The organism is Niveispirillum sp. CC-CTL257 (genome assembly GCF_059489915.1).
The window spans coordinates 829,601-843,638 of the sequence record NZ_JCAJXE010000001.1 but is presented as its reverse complement, the minus strand read 5'-3'; the positions used below and the strand labels follow the sequence as shown (position 1 = coordinate 843,638).

The 14,038-nt window shown below is 65.4% G+C and carries 14 protein-coding genes; 8 read left to right on the top strand and 6 right to left on the bottom strand.

The window, feature by feature from the left end; translation table 11 throughout:
• The first annotated feature begins 64 nt into the window (after positions 1–64).
• Both ABC729_RS04105 and hemB read left to right on the top strand, forming a co-directional pair.
• Positions 65–694, top strand: a complete 630-nt coding sequence (locus ABC729_RS04105) for an exopolysaccharide biosynthesis protein (RefSeq protein WP_495606376.1) — start codon at positions 65–67, stop codon at positions 692–694.
• A 74-nt stretch (positions 695–768) separates the two neighbouring features.
• Positions 769–1,764: a porphobilinogen synthase gene (gene hemB, locus ABC729_RS04100; RefSeq protein WP_495606375.1), complete on the top strand. Its 996-nt coding sequence runs from the start codon at positions 769–771 to the stop codon at positions 1,762–1,764.
• 3 nt (positions 1,765–1,767) lie between these two features.
• On the opposite strand, the gene ABC729_RS04095 is transcribed toward hemB, so the two are convergent.
• Genes ABC729_RS04095 through ABC729_RS04080 form a run of 4 tightly spaced genes read right to left on the bottom strand, consistent with a single transcriptional unit; the run spans position 1,768 to position 4,781 of the window.
• Complete coding sequence (locus tag ABC729_RS04095; protein WP_495606374.1) at positions 1,768–2,358, bottom strand: hypothetical protein; 591 nt, start codon at positions 2,356–2,358, stop codon at positions 1,768–1,770.
• A gap of 54 nt (positions 2,359–2,412) precedes the next feature.
• Positions 2,413–3,390 carry a YheT family hydrolase gene (locus tag ABC729_RS04090; protein ID WP_495606373.1) on the bottom strand — a complete coding sequence of 326 codons (978 nt, stop codon included), beginning with the start codon at positions 3,388–3,390 and terminating at the stop codon, positions 2,413–2,415.
• Positions 3,383–4,234: an alpha/beta fold hydrolase gene (locus tag ABC729_RS04085; protein ID WP_495606372.1), complete on the bottom strand. Its 852-nt coding sequence runs from the start codon at positions 4,232–4,234 to the stop codon at positions 3,383–3,385. Before ABC729_RS04085 ends, ABC729_RS04090 begins: the two co-directional genes overlap by 8 nt.
• Positions 4,235–4,292: 58 nt before the next feature.
• Positions 4,293–4,781 (bottom strand): flavin reductase family protein, encoded by a 489-nt coding sequence (locus ABC729_RS04080; RefSeq protein ID WP_495606371.1) that lies wholly within the window; start codon positions 4,779–4,781, stop codon positions 4,293–4,295.
• 88 nt (positions 4,782–4,869) lie between these two features.
• Here ABC729_RS04080 and ABC729_RS04075 point away from each other — a divergent pair, with 88 nt between their 5' ends.
• From ABC729_RS04075 to pth, 3 genes are all read left to right on the top strand, one after another.
• Positions 4,870–6,072 (top strand): flagellar motor protein MotB, encoded by a 1,203-nt coding sequence (locus ABC729_RS04075; RefSeq protein ID WP_495606370.1) that lies wholly within the window; start codon positions 4,870–4,872, stop codon positions 6,070–6,072.
• A 612-nt stretch (positions 6,073–6,684) separates the two neighbouring features.
• A complete protein-coding gene (locus tag ABC729_RS04070; RefSeq protein WP_102111525.1) occupies positions 6,685–7,266 on the top strand; it encodes a 50S ribosomal protein L25/general stress protein Ctc in 582 nt (193 codons plus the stop codon).
• 98 nt (positions 7,267–7,364) lie between these two features.
• Entirely contained in the window at positions 7,365–7,976 is a 612-nt protein-coding gene (pth, locus tag ABC729_RS04065) for an aminoacyl-tRNA hydrolase (RefSeq protein ID WP_495606369.1), read from the top strand.
• Positions 7,977–8,107: 131 nt separating this feature from the next.
• Here the strand turns inward: pth and ABC729_RS04060 are convergent, their stop codons facing one another.
• The gene (locus ABC729_RS04060) at positions 8,108–10,219 is read right to left on the bottom strand and encodes a methyl-accepting chemotaxis protein (RefSeq protein WP_495606368.1); all 2,112 of its coding nucleotides are present in this window, start codon (positions 10,217–10,219) and stop codon (positions 8,108–8,110) included.
• Between the two features lie 275 nt (positions 10,220–10,494).
• Here ABC729_RS04060 and ABC729_RS04055 point away from each other — a divergent pair, with 275 nt between their 5' ends.
• The 3 genes from ABC729_RS04055 to aat all read left to right on the top strand — a co-directional run bounded on the left by ABC729_RS04055 (position 10,495) and on the right by aat (position 13,525).
• Entirely contained in the window at positions 10,495–11,394 is a 900-nt protein-coding gene (locus ABC729_RS04055) for an ABC transporter ATP-binding protein (RefSeq protein WP_495606367.1), read from the top strand.
• Positions 11,391–12,803, top strand: a complete 1,413-nt coding sequence (locus ABC729_RS04050) for a hypothetical protein (protein WP_495606366.1) — start codon at positions 11,391–11,393, stop codon at positions 12,801–12,803. The genes ABC729_RS04055 and ABC729_RS04050 overlap by 4 nt, the downstream gene beginning before the upstream one ends.
• A 68-nt stretch (positions 12,804–12,871) precedes the next feature.
• A complete protein-coding gene (gene aat / locus ABC729_RS04045) occupies positions 12,872–13,525 on the top strand; it encodes a leucyl/phenylalanyl-tRNA--protein transferase (RefSeq protein ID WP_495608638.1) in 654 nt (217 codons plus the stop codon).
• Here aat and ABC729_RS04040 read toward each other — a convergent pair.
• Entirely contained in the window at positions 13,459–13,968 is a 510-nt protein-coding gene (locus tag ABC729_RS04040) for a DUF2155 domain-containing protein (protein ID WP_495606365.1), read from the bottom strand. The two genes, aat and ABC729_RS04040, sit on opposite strands and share 67 nt — an antisense overlap.
• Between the last annotated feature and the right edge of the window lie 70 nt (positions 13,969–14,038).

Genomic DNA, 14,038 nt, shown 5'->3' with positions numbered 1-14,038 from the left:
ACCGCAGCTATTTCATGACAGGGGTCAGCGCGCTGGCCGAAACACCATGGCATTGATCCCATTCATGACCGAAGACTCCGATGTGCATGTCAAGCGAACCACGGACCTGCTGTTCGACACCATTGCGCATGTGGATAGTGAGCGTATATCCATTGGTCAGCTGATTGATGGGCTGGGGGAGCGGGCATACGGCATCCTGATGCTGCTGTTCGCACTGCCCACCATCCTGCCGGCACCTCCCGGCATGTCAGCGGTGACCGGTATGCCTATCGTCGTCTTTTCTTTGCAGTTGATGATCGGACACCCGCATCCCTGGCTGCCCGCCTTCCTGCGCCGCCGCAGCATCCTGCGCACCGATCTGATGGCCGTCCTGACCAAGGCCGAACCCTGGCTGCGGCGGGTGGAGCGGATCACCCGGCCGCGCCTGACCCATCTGGTGGATGGGCGGATGGAGCGCTTCGTCGGCTTTGTCGTGTTCTTCCTGTCTATCGTCCTGATCCTGCCCATCTTCATGGGTAATATCTTTCCCTCCATCGCCATCGCCCTGATTGCATTGGCCCTCATGGAGCGGGACGGGATCGCGCTGATCGCCGGCTATATCTCTGCTGTGGCCAGCACGATCATCGCCTTCGGCTTCATCGCACTGACCATCAAGATCATGCTCTACGCCATTCATGAGTTCCTGGGGCTGTAGGCCGCAGGTGTCACTGTTGCCGCCGGGGGGCGGGCGGGCGTAGCATCCAGGCGTTGTTGTCCCGAACAGGTCCCATGATGCAGAGCTTTCCCCGCACCCGCCCGCGCCGCAACCGTGTCGATGGCTGGACCCGCCGGCTGGTGGCGGAAAACCATCTGACGGTCAATGACCTGATCTGGCCGATCTTCGCGGTGGAGGGGGAGAACCAGCGGCAGCCCATCGCCAGCATGCCGGGGGTGGAGCGTATGTCGCTGGATCTGCTGGTGCCCGCCGTGGCGGCGGCCCGCGATCTGGGCATTCCCTGCGTCGCCCTGTTCCCGGTTCTGCCCTTTGACAAAAAGGACCCGGAAGGACGTGAGTCGGGTAACCCCGACAATCTGATGTGTCGCGCCATCCGCGCCATCAAACGGGAAGTGCCGGATATCGGCATCCTGGGCGATGTGGCACTCGACCCCTATACCAGCCACGGCCATGACGGCATCGTGAAGGATGGCTATGTCCTGAATGAGGAGACGGTACAGGCGCTGGTCTGGCAGGCGCTGGTTCAGGCCGATGCCGGCTGCGACATCGTTGCCCCGTCCGACATGATGGATGGCCGGATCGGCGCCATCCGCGACGCGCTGGAGGACCGGGGCCATACGTTGACCCGCATCTGCGCCTATGCCGCCAAATATGCGTTTGCCTTCTATGGTCCGTTCCGCGACGCGGTACAGACGGGTGGCCTGCTGAAGGGCGACAAGAAGACCTATCAGATGGACCCCGCCAACAGCGACGAGGCCCTGCGCGAGGTCGGCATGGACATTGCCGAGGGTGCCGACATGGTGATGGTGAAGCCGGGCCTGCCCTATCTCGACATTATCCGCCGCGTGAAGGATCAGTTCCGCGTGCCGACCTTCGCCTATCATGTCAGCGGGGAGTACGCGATGCTGAAGGCCGCGTCCGCCAATGGCTGGCTGAACTATGAGGCGGCACTGCTGGAAACCCTGCTGGGCTTCAAGCGCGCGGGCACCGATGCCATCCTGACTTATGGTGCCATTGATGCCGCCCGGCTGCTGCGGCAGCGGGGCTGAGCCTTACCCCGGCGGTCGCCAGGGCGGCACCGCCGCTGCTTCATCCTGATCCAGGCGGCCGGCGCAGGTGATCTTGGGCGGGCCATTGCCAAAAGCGTCGGCTTCGGGCACGCGCAAGGTCACCTCCAGCAGGACCATGTTGGTCAGCATGTCTGCGAACGGCTCCGGCCGCCCCCCGCCGGGGCCGCGCGTGTCGGACCCGAAGATGCGCTGAAGGTACCAGCCCGCCGCCGACATGCCGCCCGGCGCGCCGGCCAGCAGGTGATCGCGCAGCAGCGTATAAAGCTCCCGGCAGCGCGGCAGGCTGCGTTCCCGCGCCGTCATGGGCAGTGAGAGATAGGCCAGCACACGGCGGTCAAAGGGGCGATAAAGGGTGCCGACCTTCACCGGTCCATCCCGCCCATCCTTCAGGCCCAGCGCCGTCACCGCCTGCCGCACCTCCCGGTCCAGCCGCAGCATGCCCCAATCCAGAAGGGTTACGGGCGTGGTGGTGAGCCAGCCGGTCAGCGCCGGGTCCACCGGCTTCTCCTGGGCCGTCGCCAGTGGGGCAGCCGCCAAAAGGCAGCATAGCAGCAAGGCCCGCGAGACACCCATCCGATCCCCCTCTGGTCAGGGTGGACAGGGTAGCGGTGCCATATGACAAGCGTGTTACAGCCCGTCCAGAAACCGGCCCAGGCACAGGTCCGACCAGATACCGCCCACCCCATGGAAACCGACATGGCCGCCCCACCGGCTGATCGCCGGGGACAGCCAGGGATTGGCGGGCCAACGGAAATCCTGATAGGCGGCGGGCGGTATCCAGGGATCGTCCAGGGCATGGACAACCAGGGTCGGAACGGCGATCCGGGGCAGGAAGGAGAGGGCCGAATTGACCTGGTAATATTCCGGGGCGTCGGCCCAGCCATTCCAGGGGGCCACCACCTTGTCGTCAAAATCCCACAGGTCGTGTGCGGCCAGTGCGGCATCGGCCCAGCGGTCCCCGACCAGGGCCCGGTTGGCCTGCATATCCGCTTTCATCTGGCCCAGCAGGCGACGATGATAGAGCCGGTTGGGGGGCGAACCGAACAAGCGGCTGCTGGCGGCAAGGTCAATGGGGGCGGAAATGGCGGCACCCGCGACCACGGGCACGGGGAAATCCCCCTCGCCTAAGAACTTCAAGGTGCAGTTTCCACCCAGCGACCAGCCGACCAGGATGACGCCATTGGCTGCCAGATCGACCGGCAAAGCCGCCAACACAGCCCGCACATCACCCGTGCGCCCGGCATGATAGCGGCGTGAACAGGTCCCCGCCGACGGCCCCGCCCCGCGCAGGTTCAGGCGGAGCACGGGATGCCCCCGGTCCAGCAGCAGCCGGGTGGTGGCGCGGACATAGAAGCTTTCTTCACTGCCCGTCAGGCCATGCAGCAGCACGGCCAGGGGCTTGCCCGCGTCCAGCGCTGGCGGGTTGAGCCGGGCCAGCAGCACATCACCGCTGCCGTCGGGCATAGCGAACCGCATCGCCTGCCCCGGTGGCAAGGGGTGGACAGGCTTCACCACAGTATTGCGGATGGTCTGTAAATGCCGCCCCCACCAGGGAAAGCGGGGGCGAAAAGGCGGCGGCGTGAAGGCCGGCGCGCCGTCAGCCATGGGCCAGGAAACCCCGCACCGCCGCCACCTGATCCGCCGCCATAAGGGCGGGGGCATGGCCGGCATCGGGGACGGTATAGAGGCTGGCGCGCGGGCCTTCCTTCGTCATCCGGTCCGCCGTGTCGGCCAGCAGCAGGTCTGACAGCCCACCCCGCACCACCAGCACAGGCTGCCGGATCATTGACCAGAGCGGCCACATGTCCAGATCATCAATGGCGCTGGTCTTGAAGATACGGGAGATACCGGGATCATAGGCCAGACGGTAGCCGCCATCGCGCGGATCGGCGCTAGTTTCCGCCATATGCCGCCATTGTGCGTCGGTCAGGGCGCCAAAGCCGGCATAACGACGCCGCAGATAGGCCTCAACAGCGTCCAGATCGGCGAAGAACGGGTCCAGCCCGACATAATCGCCAATCCGCTCCAGCGCCGCCTTCGGGATGAAGGGACCGACATCATTGATGACCAGCCGGCGGATGGGGCTGTTGGGCTGTGCGGCCAGCATCATGCCGATCAGGCCGCCCATGGAGGTGCCCACCCAATCAACCTGCGGCACATCCAGACGGGCCAGCAGCACCGCCATGTCGGCCAGATACTGCGCATAGCTGTAATTGTCGGGATTGGCCAGCCGGCCCGACCGTCCGCGCCCCACCACATCAGGACAGATCACCCGCGCCTTCAGGCTGTCAGCCAGATCGGCGGCCAGGATATCGAAATCGCGGCCATTGCGTGTCAGCCCATGAACACAGACGATGGTCCGGTCACCCGTGCCCCATTCCCGATAGGCGATACGGTGGAACCCGGTCGCCGACAGGCCCTGGCAGGATTTCTCGACAAAGCTGGACATGGGAAACGCACTCCGGCGGGCTGACGGGTTTGCAAATTACTGAAGCATGATTCAGGTTTCAACCCCGACCATCGTTCAGCATGGCGTAGCCACCCCGGTAATAGAGCAGCGGTGCGCCGGGCTGGCTGGCGAAGCCCAGCACGCGGCCCACCAGAATCGTGTGATCCCCGCCTTCATGGATTGCATGGCGGGTGCAATCCAGCACGGCCAGCGCACCCTGGATCAGAGGGGCACCGCCCTGCCCCACCACCGCCGCCACGCCGTCCCAGCGCGTGGCATGCGGCGTGCGGGCGAAGGTGTTGGACAGGGCCTGCTGTTCAGCGGACAGGATGGACAGGGCGAAGCCCGGCGCCTCCAGAAAGGCCGACAGGCTCTCCGAGCGGTTATCCAGACAAAACAGCACTAGCGGCGGGTCCAGGGAAACCGAGGTGAAGGAATTCACTGTCAGCCCCACGGGCCTGCCATCGGCGCCGGTCGCCGACGCGATGCAGACGCCGGTGGCGAAGCAGCCCAGGGTGTCACGAAAAGCGCGCTGGTCGAAACTCATGCCGGGCAAGCTCCTGTCCTCACATAAATAGGGGTTAACCCGAGGTAGGGCATACGCGCAAGGCCGCAAGGGTCGTGACCCACGCCAAATGGCTTGCTACACTGCATCATCGATCAGTGACCGGGATGGCATCGTGGCAGGCGGCGAAGAAAAAGCCCCCATTGTTATCAAGAAGATCAACAAAGGCGGTGAAGGGCACCATGGCGGCGCCTGGAAGGTTGCCTATGCCGACTTCGTGACGGCCATGATGGCCTTCTTCCTGTTGCTGTGGCTGCTGAACGTGACCACGGCCGAACAGAAGATGGGCATCGCCGATTATTTCAGCCCGGCCAGCGCGTCGAAACAGACCAGCGGCTCCGGCGGCATCCTGGGCGGTCAGACCATCCGCGTGGATGGTGCCATGGTCAACGCCAGCAGCCCACCCGGCGTCACTGTCCCCACCCCCACCATGCCCGCCGCCGCCAATTCGGATGAGCAGACGGACGACATGCAGGAAAGCTCCAGCGGACGTCCGACGGAAAAGGACTCTACCGGCAAGGGCGCCGGGGACAAGGAAGGCGGCTGGACCCGTGGCGATGTGGTGAACGGTCTGGCCGTTCTGGAACGCGCCGGGGAGAAGGATGCCGCCGACAAGAACAAGGATGGTCAAGTTGACGAGCAGGAGCTGAAAGAAGCGCTGGCCAAGCATGAGGATGCCCAGTTCGCCAAGGCCGAAGCAGAGCTGCGGCAGGCCATCCAGCAGATCCCCGAACTGCGCAACCTAGCCCAGAACCTGATCATCGACAAGACGCCGGAAGGGCTGCGTATCCAGCTGATCGACCAGGAAGGCTATTCCATGTTCCCGTCGGGCAGTGCCAAGATGCAGGCGCAGACGGCCCAGCTTCTGTCCCAGGTGGCGCAGGCGGTTTCCAACCTGCCCAATAAGTTGTCGATCAGCGGTCATACCGACAGTATCCCGTTCGGGGCTGGCGCGTCCTACACCAACTGGGAACTGTCATCCGACCGCGCCAACGCCACCCGCCGCGCGCTGGAAGCGATGGGCGTCAACGACACACGGATCGAAACCGTGGTGGGCCGTGGCGACCGCGACCACCTGTTCAAGGATGATCCCAATTCCCCCCGCAACCGCCGCATCTCCATCGTGCTGCTGCGTGACAGCCTGATGGCGGGCAACCGCCCCGCCAACGCACCGACACCGGCCCCCGATGGTGCCGGCAGCACCGCCCCGCCCGCCGCCGCCCCGCGTGCGGCGGTTCAGCCCGCACCGGCGGTCGTGGGGACATCGCGTTAGGCCTATCTTGTTTGCTTCGGCTTATCCCGCGTCACCATCCCGGTGGTAGCGGGGGACAACGCTCACCCCAGCCGCTGACTTTCCCGCCGCCCCGTGCTATCCTGCACGCCTCACCGCCAAAGCCACGCCCTGCCCCCGGCCGCACCCACGCAACGCGACACACCATCCTGTTGCACAATGTTTCACATCTCCCGCAAACCCGGGAAAACTGCGACTTTTCCCGGACACAATCCGTGCAACACGCACAAGGCGCATGTTTCACAGGGTTGCGCGGAGCCGTCCCTGACCCTGGATCAGGACCTGCGCGACATGCCGCGAAGCCGGGTTGCGTCATGTTTCACAAGGCGGCGACGGTAAGGCCATGCGCAGACTTGGCGGGGGCAGGCCCAATGAAACATCGCCGCCGCACATGTTTCACAGCGTTGCGCAGGCGCGACCCGGACCCGAGCGGGATGCAGGGGGCAAGGCAGGGCCGTGCCTTGACTCCGGGCGGGTTTCCGCCTAAAAGGCCGGACCATTTTCGCGGCGTACAGCACCCCTGGAGGCTGGCGCCACTACCGGACCCGACGCGGATGCCCGCGCACGGGTCTTTTTTCGTACTAGGAGAGTACCATGACCCAGATTATCGCGCTCGCCGCCACGGCTCGCGACCGGGCCGGAAAGGGGACCGCCCGGGCCACGCGTCGTGCTGGTTCGATTCCGGCTGTGATCTACGGCAACAAGGAAAAGCCGGTGATGATCGCCCTGGACACCACGAAGTTCACTCGTGAGATCCATCGTCCGGGCTTCTTCACCCACCTGTTCGACATCACGGTCGACGGCGTGACGCACCGCGTGCTGCCGCGCGACGTGCAGCTGGACCCGGTCTATGACCGTCCGCTGCATGCCGACTTCCTGCGCGTCAGCGACACCACCGAGATCACCCTGAAGGTGCCGGTGGAGTTTGTGAATGTCGAAACCTGCCCCGGCATCAAGAAGGGCGGCATCCTGAATATCGTCCGTCACGATATCGAGGTGTTCGCCAAGGCCGCCGACCTGCCGGAAAAGATCACCGTCGATCTGGCTGGCTTCGAGGTTGGTTCGTCGATCCACATCTCGTCCGTGAAGCTGCCGGAAGGTGTGCGCCCGACCATCACCGACCGCGACTTCACCGTCGCCACGATTGCCGCCCCGACCGTCAAGGCCGACGCTTAATCGTTCAGTCGCGATAAGTACCCGCATCTCCGGGCCTCATGCCCGGAGATGCGACGGCGACTTAAATTAAGTCACTGATTTAATTATGGAATAGGGCGATGCGGCTTCTGGTCGGACTGGGCAATCCCGGCCCGGAATATGAACGGCACCGTCACAATGTCGGTTTCATGGCGGTGGACGAAATCCATCGCCGCTATGGCTTCGGCCCCTGGAAAAAGCGTTTCCAGGGCATGGTCGCCGAAGGCCTCGCCGCTGGCGAGAAATGCTTCCTTTTGAAGCCCCAGACTTTCATGAACCTGTCCGGCCAGTCGGTCGGGGAGGCGATGCGCTTTTACAAGCTGACGCCCGCCGACACCATCGCCCTGCATGATGAGCTGGATGTCGCCGCCGGCAAAATCCGGGTCAAGCAGGGCGGCGGCCATGGCGGGCATAATGGCCTGCGCTCCATCGACGATCACATCGGCAAAGAGTATTGGCGGGTGCGGATTGGCATTGGCCATCCCGGCGACAAGGACCGGGTGCATGGCTGGGTTCTGGGCAATTTCGCCAAGGCGGACGAGTCCTGGCTGCCCAAGCTGCTGGACGTGCTGGCCGCCGAACTGCCCCTGCTGGTCAAGGGCGAGCCGGAGAAATACGCCTCCCGCGTCGCCTCCCTGACCGCCCCGCCCAAGCCGCCGAAGCCGGAAAAGCCAGCCCCGGCAGCCGGGTAATCGGGCATCATACCAACATGTAATGAGTAGAACTCATTGCATGTTGGTTGGCGCGTTGAGCGCCCGCGCCCTCGTGGGCGCGCAGCCCAGCCGCCGGATGGCGGCGCCCGGCGATTGAGGGCGGCTTGCCATCAAGCCGCCTGGTCCAGAATTACGGCCAGCCGCTCGCGCAGTGCCCGCATCTCCGCCGTCACCTGTGTGGCCCGCTGGCCCAAATCCTGCGAGAGGGTCCGCGTCTCGGCGGCATCCGCGGCCACGGTGCGGATACGGTCGGACACTTCGATGGTGCCGTCGGCGGCACTGGCCGCACTGGCACTGATGCTCTCGGTGGCGCTGCCCTGCTGGGTCACGGCGGCGCTGATCGATCCCGCAATCTCGTCGATGCGGGCGATGACATCGTGAAGCTGATGGATGTCGGTGATCACCCGCTCCGTCGCCCGCTGGACCGCCGCGATCTGGGAGGCGATTTCCTCCGTCGTCGCGGCCGTCTGGTTCGACAGGGTCTTGACCTCGGCGGCCACCACGGCAAAGCCGCGTCCCGCCTCACCAGCCCGCGCCGCCTCGATGGTGGCGTTGAGCGCCAGCAGGTTGGTCTGGCCGCTGATATCGCCGATCAGCTGCGCCGCCCGCCCGATATTCTGGGCGGCGTCGGCCAGCTGGCTGGCTACCGCGCGGGTCTGTGCCCCCCGCTCCACAGCGGCATGGACCATGTCGGCCACCTCCGTCACCTGCCGACCGATTTCGCGGGAGGAGGTGGCAAGCTGTTCGGTGGCGGCGGCCACGGCCTGGACATTGCCCGTCGCCTCGCCCGCGGCCCCGGCCACGCCGTCAGACTGCTCGCCCGTGCGGGTGGCGGCACCTGTCATGCGCTCGGCCATGGCGGCAATGCCCGCCGCCTCAGCCAGCACTGCCTCCACCCGGCGTGTCATCTCCTGCTCCAACGCCTGGGCCAGGCCGCCCAGACGGTCGGCCATCTCCTGCTGGTGGGCGCGCTCCCGCTGCTGTTCCTCCACCTTCAGACGGTCCATCTCCTCCGCATTGCCACGGAAGACGTCGATGGCGCGGGCCATGTCGCCAATCTCGTCCCGCCGTGCCGTGCCGGGAATGAAGGACAGCCGCTCCCCCCGCGCCAGCCCCTCCATCGCCGCCTCGATCTGGGCCAGCGGCCCCGTAATGGACCGGACCAGCAGCAGGGACAGGCCGCAGAACAGGGCCACCAGGACGCCGCCAATGGCCATGGTCAGGCGCTGGGTCTGGGTGCGGATGCTGCTTTCCGCCTGCTTGGCATCGGCCAGCCCGGCGCGCGTATAGTCAAAAAGCTGATTGATCAGGGGGGCCGTCTCGGCAAAGGCCGCGTTGAAATCCTTCACCGCCTTATCCTGCGCCGCCACCGCACTGGACAGGGCCACCATATCCTGGCGGTACTGGCGGGACAGGGTGTCGATGGCGTCCTTGGTCTGCGGGTCCAACTGGCTTTCCGGGATGAAGAAGGAGAACTCATTAAAGGCCTTGCGGTGCTGGCCCACATATTTGTCATCCCCCGTCATCAGGAAGGATTTCTCGGCATTGCGCATTTCCGCCATGCCGATGAAAAGCTGCGCCCCCATGGTGGCGGGCCATTTCTTCAGTTCCTCCTCGGTGGCTGCCACCGACCGCGCCATCTGCCCGCGCAGGCCTTCCTCGTCCGTCAAGCCCACGGCGCGGGTCGCCTGATCCACGGTATCAAAGGCGGCGGCCAGGCTGGACAGTCTGGCGGTCAGGGCTGTGATCGTCTCCGCCTGATCGGCCGCTGCCGAATGGGCCGTCAGGGCCGCCGCCGCCTGCTCCACCTCCGCCACGGTGGTCTTGAAGGCTGCGCCCGCCGCCGGGTCACGTTCACGCAGGAAGCGGGTGACGTGCAGCTGCAGGGCCGTCATGCCCCGGTTCAGATCGGCTGCCGTCTCGGCAAAGCCCGACAGGCCGGTCATGCGGCCCGTGGCACTTTCCCGTCTGGCATCCCCCAACAGGAAAAGCCCCGCTGTCAGCAGAACCGTCAACAGGGCCGCCCCGACCAGAAAACCGATGCGAGTGGAGATCGACAGCTGCGCCAGCCAGCCCCCCTCCCCCACATCCTGCCGGGACGGCAGACGCGCCCGCACGGCATCGACCATGGCCAACAGGTGCTGCTGCCAGACAGGGCGCGGTCGCCCCGCCGGTTCCGTCTGCGGGGAGAGTGTGTCGCCGGACAGCGTCCATTCAGTCATGCCGCGCATCCTATTGATGGGGTTTTGCTAAAATCCCAGCAAATCCCGTTTTCCCTCCCCCGCGCGGGGGCAACGGTTTCGCCGCCGCGCGGGGCTTCGGTCCCATCACATAGGAACCCGCTGGTAAAGGATCGGCGGCAGTTCTGTGAAGTTTCCGTGACGGAACCAGGGGTCATGACGTTGCACCCAGGCACCCTGCGGTTTACCATGATCCGCATGCCCCCCATGCGGCGTCGGTATATTCACGACAACGCCCCCATCCTGGTGAAGACATTTTGACCCATGCCCCCTCCGCCGCGCCGTCCCTGACACTGATCGGCCTCGGTCGCTGCTTCGGCACGTTCCGGGCCGTTCATGATGTAAACTGGAAGTTGGGGCCCGGTATCCACGGGCTGCTGGGGCCGAATGGTGCGGGCAAGTCCACCTTGCTGTCGATGCTAGCCGGCACCCTTCCGCCCAGCGAGGGACGGGTGGAAAGCGGTGGCCGGGATATTGCCGGCGCAATGCGGACCTATCATGCCCACCTGGGTTATGCCCCGCAATCGGTGGACCTGCCACCCCATGCCACCCCGCGCCAATTACTGGCCTATATGGCGGCACTGAAGGGCCTGCCCGCGCGTGATGCGGCCCGGCAGGCGGAGGGGCTGGCCGACGCCCTGCATATCGCGCCCAAGCTGGATACGCCGGTGGGCGATCTGTCGGGCGGCATGCGCCGCCGGCTGGTCGTGGCGCAATCGCTTCTGGGGCAACCGGAGATCCTGCTTCTGGACGAACCGACGGCGGAGTTGGACGGGTTCGAGAAGCTGGCCCTGCAATCCATTCTGACGGAGATGGCGTCACGCTGCGTGATCGTGTTCTCCAGCCACATCGTCTCCGATCTGGAAGCCATCGCGGAGGATCTGCTGATCCTTTCGCGGGGACAGGCGATCACGCTTGGGCAGCCAGAAATGCTGGCTGCCGCCCTGGAAGGGCGGGTTATCAGCCTGACGGTGCCGGCCACGACCATTGATCATGCCCTGCAATTTGGCACCGTAACGGGACGTAAGCGCATGGCGGACGGTATCCGCCTGCGGCTCGTGCTGCATGCGGGAAGGGCGGCACCGCCCGGCGCGGTACCGGAGGCGCCAAGCCTTGAGGATGCCTATCTGGCCGCCGTCGCGGAGCACGGGACATGAGCTTCGGCGCGATCCTGGCAGTCGCCCGTTTCCAACTGGCCGGCTTCACACGCCGGCGCGGGCTTTGGGCTTGGCTGGCGCTGGCCTGCATGCTGGCCAGTCTGGCCCTACCCCCGGCTGACGCCGGCTATGTCACGGTATCCGTTGGCCCCCTGCGGCCGCTCCACACGGCGGAAACGGTCGGGCTGGTCGTCGGCGCGCTGGGGGTGACCCTGCTGCTGCCAGCCCATTTCATCGCCCTGCGGATCGCTTTTCCGCCTATGCGCCACCCGCTGCTGCTGACGGGTGCCACGCCGGTCAGCGATACCGCCTTCGCTCTGGGCCGTTGGCTGGCCGACACTGCCTTTCTGGCGGGCTTCCTGCTATGCTTCGGCTTGGGGGCTGTGTTCATCCAGGTGGTTCGGGCGGAGGCTCCGGTGGAGCAGCCCTTGGCGCTGCTGGGGCCGCTATTGCTGCTGGGCGTACCCAGCGCGTCACTGCTGGCAGGGTTCCGGGGGCTGGCGGAAGCACGGCGCTGGACGCGCGGCCCCGTGGTCGCCGGCATTCTGATGATGGTCGCCTGGCTGATCGTCCTGCCCCTGACCACCTCGGTGTCACGCGGCATGTTGGGTCCAACTGCCGATCCGCTGGGGGTAGGCCAGCCCATGCATGACATGAGCAGCATGGTTCCAGGAAAGCACGGCACCACCTTCGGCATCCACATCACACGCTCCATCGAAGGCAGCTTCACCTGGGACGGGTTTGACTGGACCAGCGGCCCTTACCTGGCCGCGCGTGGCTTCTGGTTCCTGGCAGGCGCAGGCCTGGCCGTAGTTGCCGGCCTGCTGGGTGATCGGTTCCGTCGTCGGGCACATACGGGGCGGACCCGCGTAACCACGCAGCCCCCCGGAAAGGTAGCGCCGCCACTAGGCACCCTTCAAGGCGTACACCCGCATCACGGGACCGGCCTGACGATCCTGTTGCTGGCCGAGATGCGCCTTTTACGACCGGAATGGAAGCTGCTGGTCGCTTGGTCCGTGGGTGCAATCGCACTGGCCTTGCTGACCAATGGGCCGGATGCGATGCGGCGTGCCGTGGCGCTGTTGCTGCTGCCTGCCCTGTTTGCGCTGGGTGACCTTGGCGTGCGGGCTTCGGGCCGGTCCCTGTTGCCGCTGGCCGTGGCGGTGCCGACCGCTACCGGGGTCCGGTTGATGGCGGGATATCTGGCGGGGCTGGTGCTGGTCATGGCACCGCAAATGCTGCTGCTGATGGGAACGCTGATGCGTGGGGGCAGCTTGCCGGATCCCTGGCTGATGGCTGCCCCCGTTTTGGCACCAGCTGTCGCATTGCTGCTGGGACGGCTGACCGGCTCTGGTCAGGCCTTTTCGATGCTGGGGCTTATCAGCTGCTACATGCTGTTCTCGGCGTGAGGATTTGTAAGCGCCTCCGCAACTTGCTATGGTTGTAGTCGGCCCTTGCCACCACGCGCCGGGGAATGATGGGTATATTGACGCCCGAGCTGTTGATCCGTGCCTATGCCGGTGGGGTTTTCCCCATGGCGGAAAGCGCGGATGCGAAAGACCTACTTTGGTTTGATCCGCCGTTCCGGGGGGTATTGCCGCTGGATGCGTTCCACGTACCGCGGCGGTTGCGCAAGACCCTGCGCCACTTTCCTTTCGATGTCCGTATCGACAGCGATTTCCGCGCCACCATGATGCATTGCGCTGAACCGGCACCGGACCGGCCACAGACCTGGATCAATGAAGAGATCATGGAGGCGTATTGTCAGCTGCACGCCATGGGCAAGGCCCATTCGGTGGAATGCTGGCAAGACGGACAGATGGTGGGCGGGCTCTATGGTGTCGCGCTGGGCGGTGCCTTCTTTGGGGAAAGCATGTTCTCCCGCGCGACGGATGCCAGCAAGGTCGCCCTGGTGCATTTGGTGGCACGGCTGAAGGCCGGCGGTTATCTGCTGCTGGACACGCAGTTCCTGACTGAACATTTGTCACAGTTCGGGGCCACGGAAATCCCCCGCCACCGTTATCGCGCACAGCTGTCCAAGGCGGTCGGTGCCCCGGCCGATTTCTATTGCCTGGAGGGTGAACGGGCCTTGGTGTCCGATTTCCTGCAATCCTTGACCCAGACATCGTAGACCGGGTGTTCCATGGCCGACAAGGCCGGGCTGGAGGCGAACATCCAGCCCTGGAAGACCGGTGCCACGGTGGCGTCGGAGCGTTTTTCCTGAACATCCAGGAACGCGGCGGATTCGGGCGGATCGATGGGCGACGCTTTCTGACAGGCCTTTACGGTGATGGTCAGCTGACCAAAGGACACCGGCTCGCCCACCTTGGCCTCGAACGTGCTGGTACGCGCCGTCACCTTGTCCAGCCCCTGGAGCAGGGCCACGGGCATTGCATCAAACTTGCGGGCGGGCGGCGGCGGGGGCGCTGGACGCTGAACGGCGCTCAGCGGAGCCTGAACATCTGGAAGCGGGGAAGGAGGACCAACGGGGGGATCAGCCGGCGGAACCTGCTGTGCGCCGACCGGCAGGACAACCGCAAAGGCAAAACCGATCAGGACAAGGCGGATGGACATGGGGCGGACCGCAGGCAATGGAATAATGGCAGACAGCAACAGCAGAGCTTTGCGGCGGCTTCATGGCCCA

Bases quoted from the DNA above. Each gene is read 5' to 3' on its own strand.
- ABC729_RS04105 (WP_495606376.1), top strand. From the start codon at position 65: ATGACCGAAGACTCCGATGTGCATGTCAAGCGAACCACGGACCTGCTG.
- hemB (WP_495606375.1), top strand. From the start codon at position 769: ATGATGCAGAGCTTTCCCCGCACCCGCCCGCGCCGCAACCGTGTCGAT.
- ABC729_RS04095 (WP_495606374.1), bottom strand. From the start codon at position 2,358: ATGGGTGTCTCGCGGGCCTTGCTGCTATGCTGCCTTTTGGCGGCTGCC.
- ABC729_RS04090 (WP_495606373.1), bottom strand. From the start codon at position 3,390: ATGGCTGACGGCGCGCCGGCCTTCACGCCGCCGCCTTTTCGCCCCCGC.
- ABC729_RS04085 (WP_495606372.1), bottom strand. From the start codon at position 4,234: ATGTCCAGCTTTGTCGAGAAATCCTGCCAGGGCCTGTCGGCGACCGGG.
- ABC729_RS04080 (WP_495606371.1), bottom strand. From the start codon at position 4,781: ATGAGTTTCGACCAGCGCGCTTTTCGTGACACCCTGGGCTGCTTCGCC.
- ABC729_RS04075 (WP_495606370.1), top strand. From the start codon at position 4,870: ATGGCTTGCTACACTGCATCATCGATCAGTGACCGGGATGGCATCGTG.
- ABC729_RS04070 (WP_102111525.1), top strand. From the start codon at position 6,685: ATGACCCAGATTATCGCGCTCGCCGCCACGGCTCGCGACCGGGCCGGA.
- pth (WP_495606369.1), top strand. From the start codon at position 7,365: ATGCGGCTTCTGGTCGGACTGGGCAATCCCGGCCCGGAATATGAACGG.
- ABC729_RS04060 (WP_495606368.1), bottom strand. From the start codon at position 10,219: ATGACTGAATGGACGCTGTCCGGCGACACACTCTCCCCGCAGACGGAA.
- ABC729_RS04050 (WP_495606366.1), top strand. From the start codon at position 11,391: ATGAGCTTCGGCGCGATCCTGGCAGTCGCCCGTTTCCAACTGGCCGGC.
- aat (WP_495608638.1), top strand. From the start codon at position 12,872: ATGGGTATATTGACGCCCGAGCTGTTGATCCGTGCCTATGCCGGTGGG.
- ABC729_RS04040 (WP_495606365.1), bottom strand. From the start codon at position 13,968: ATGTCCATCCGCCTTGTCCTGATCGGTTTTGCCTTTGCGGTTGTCCTG.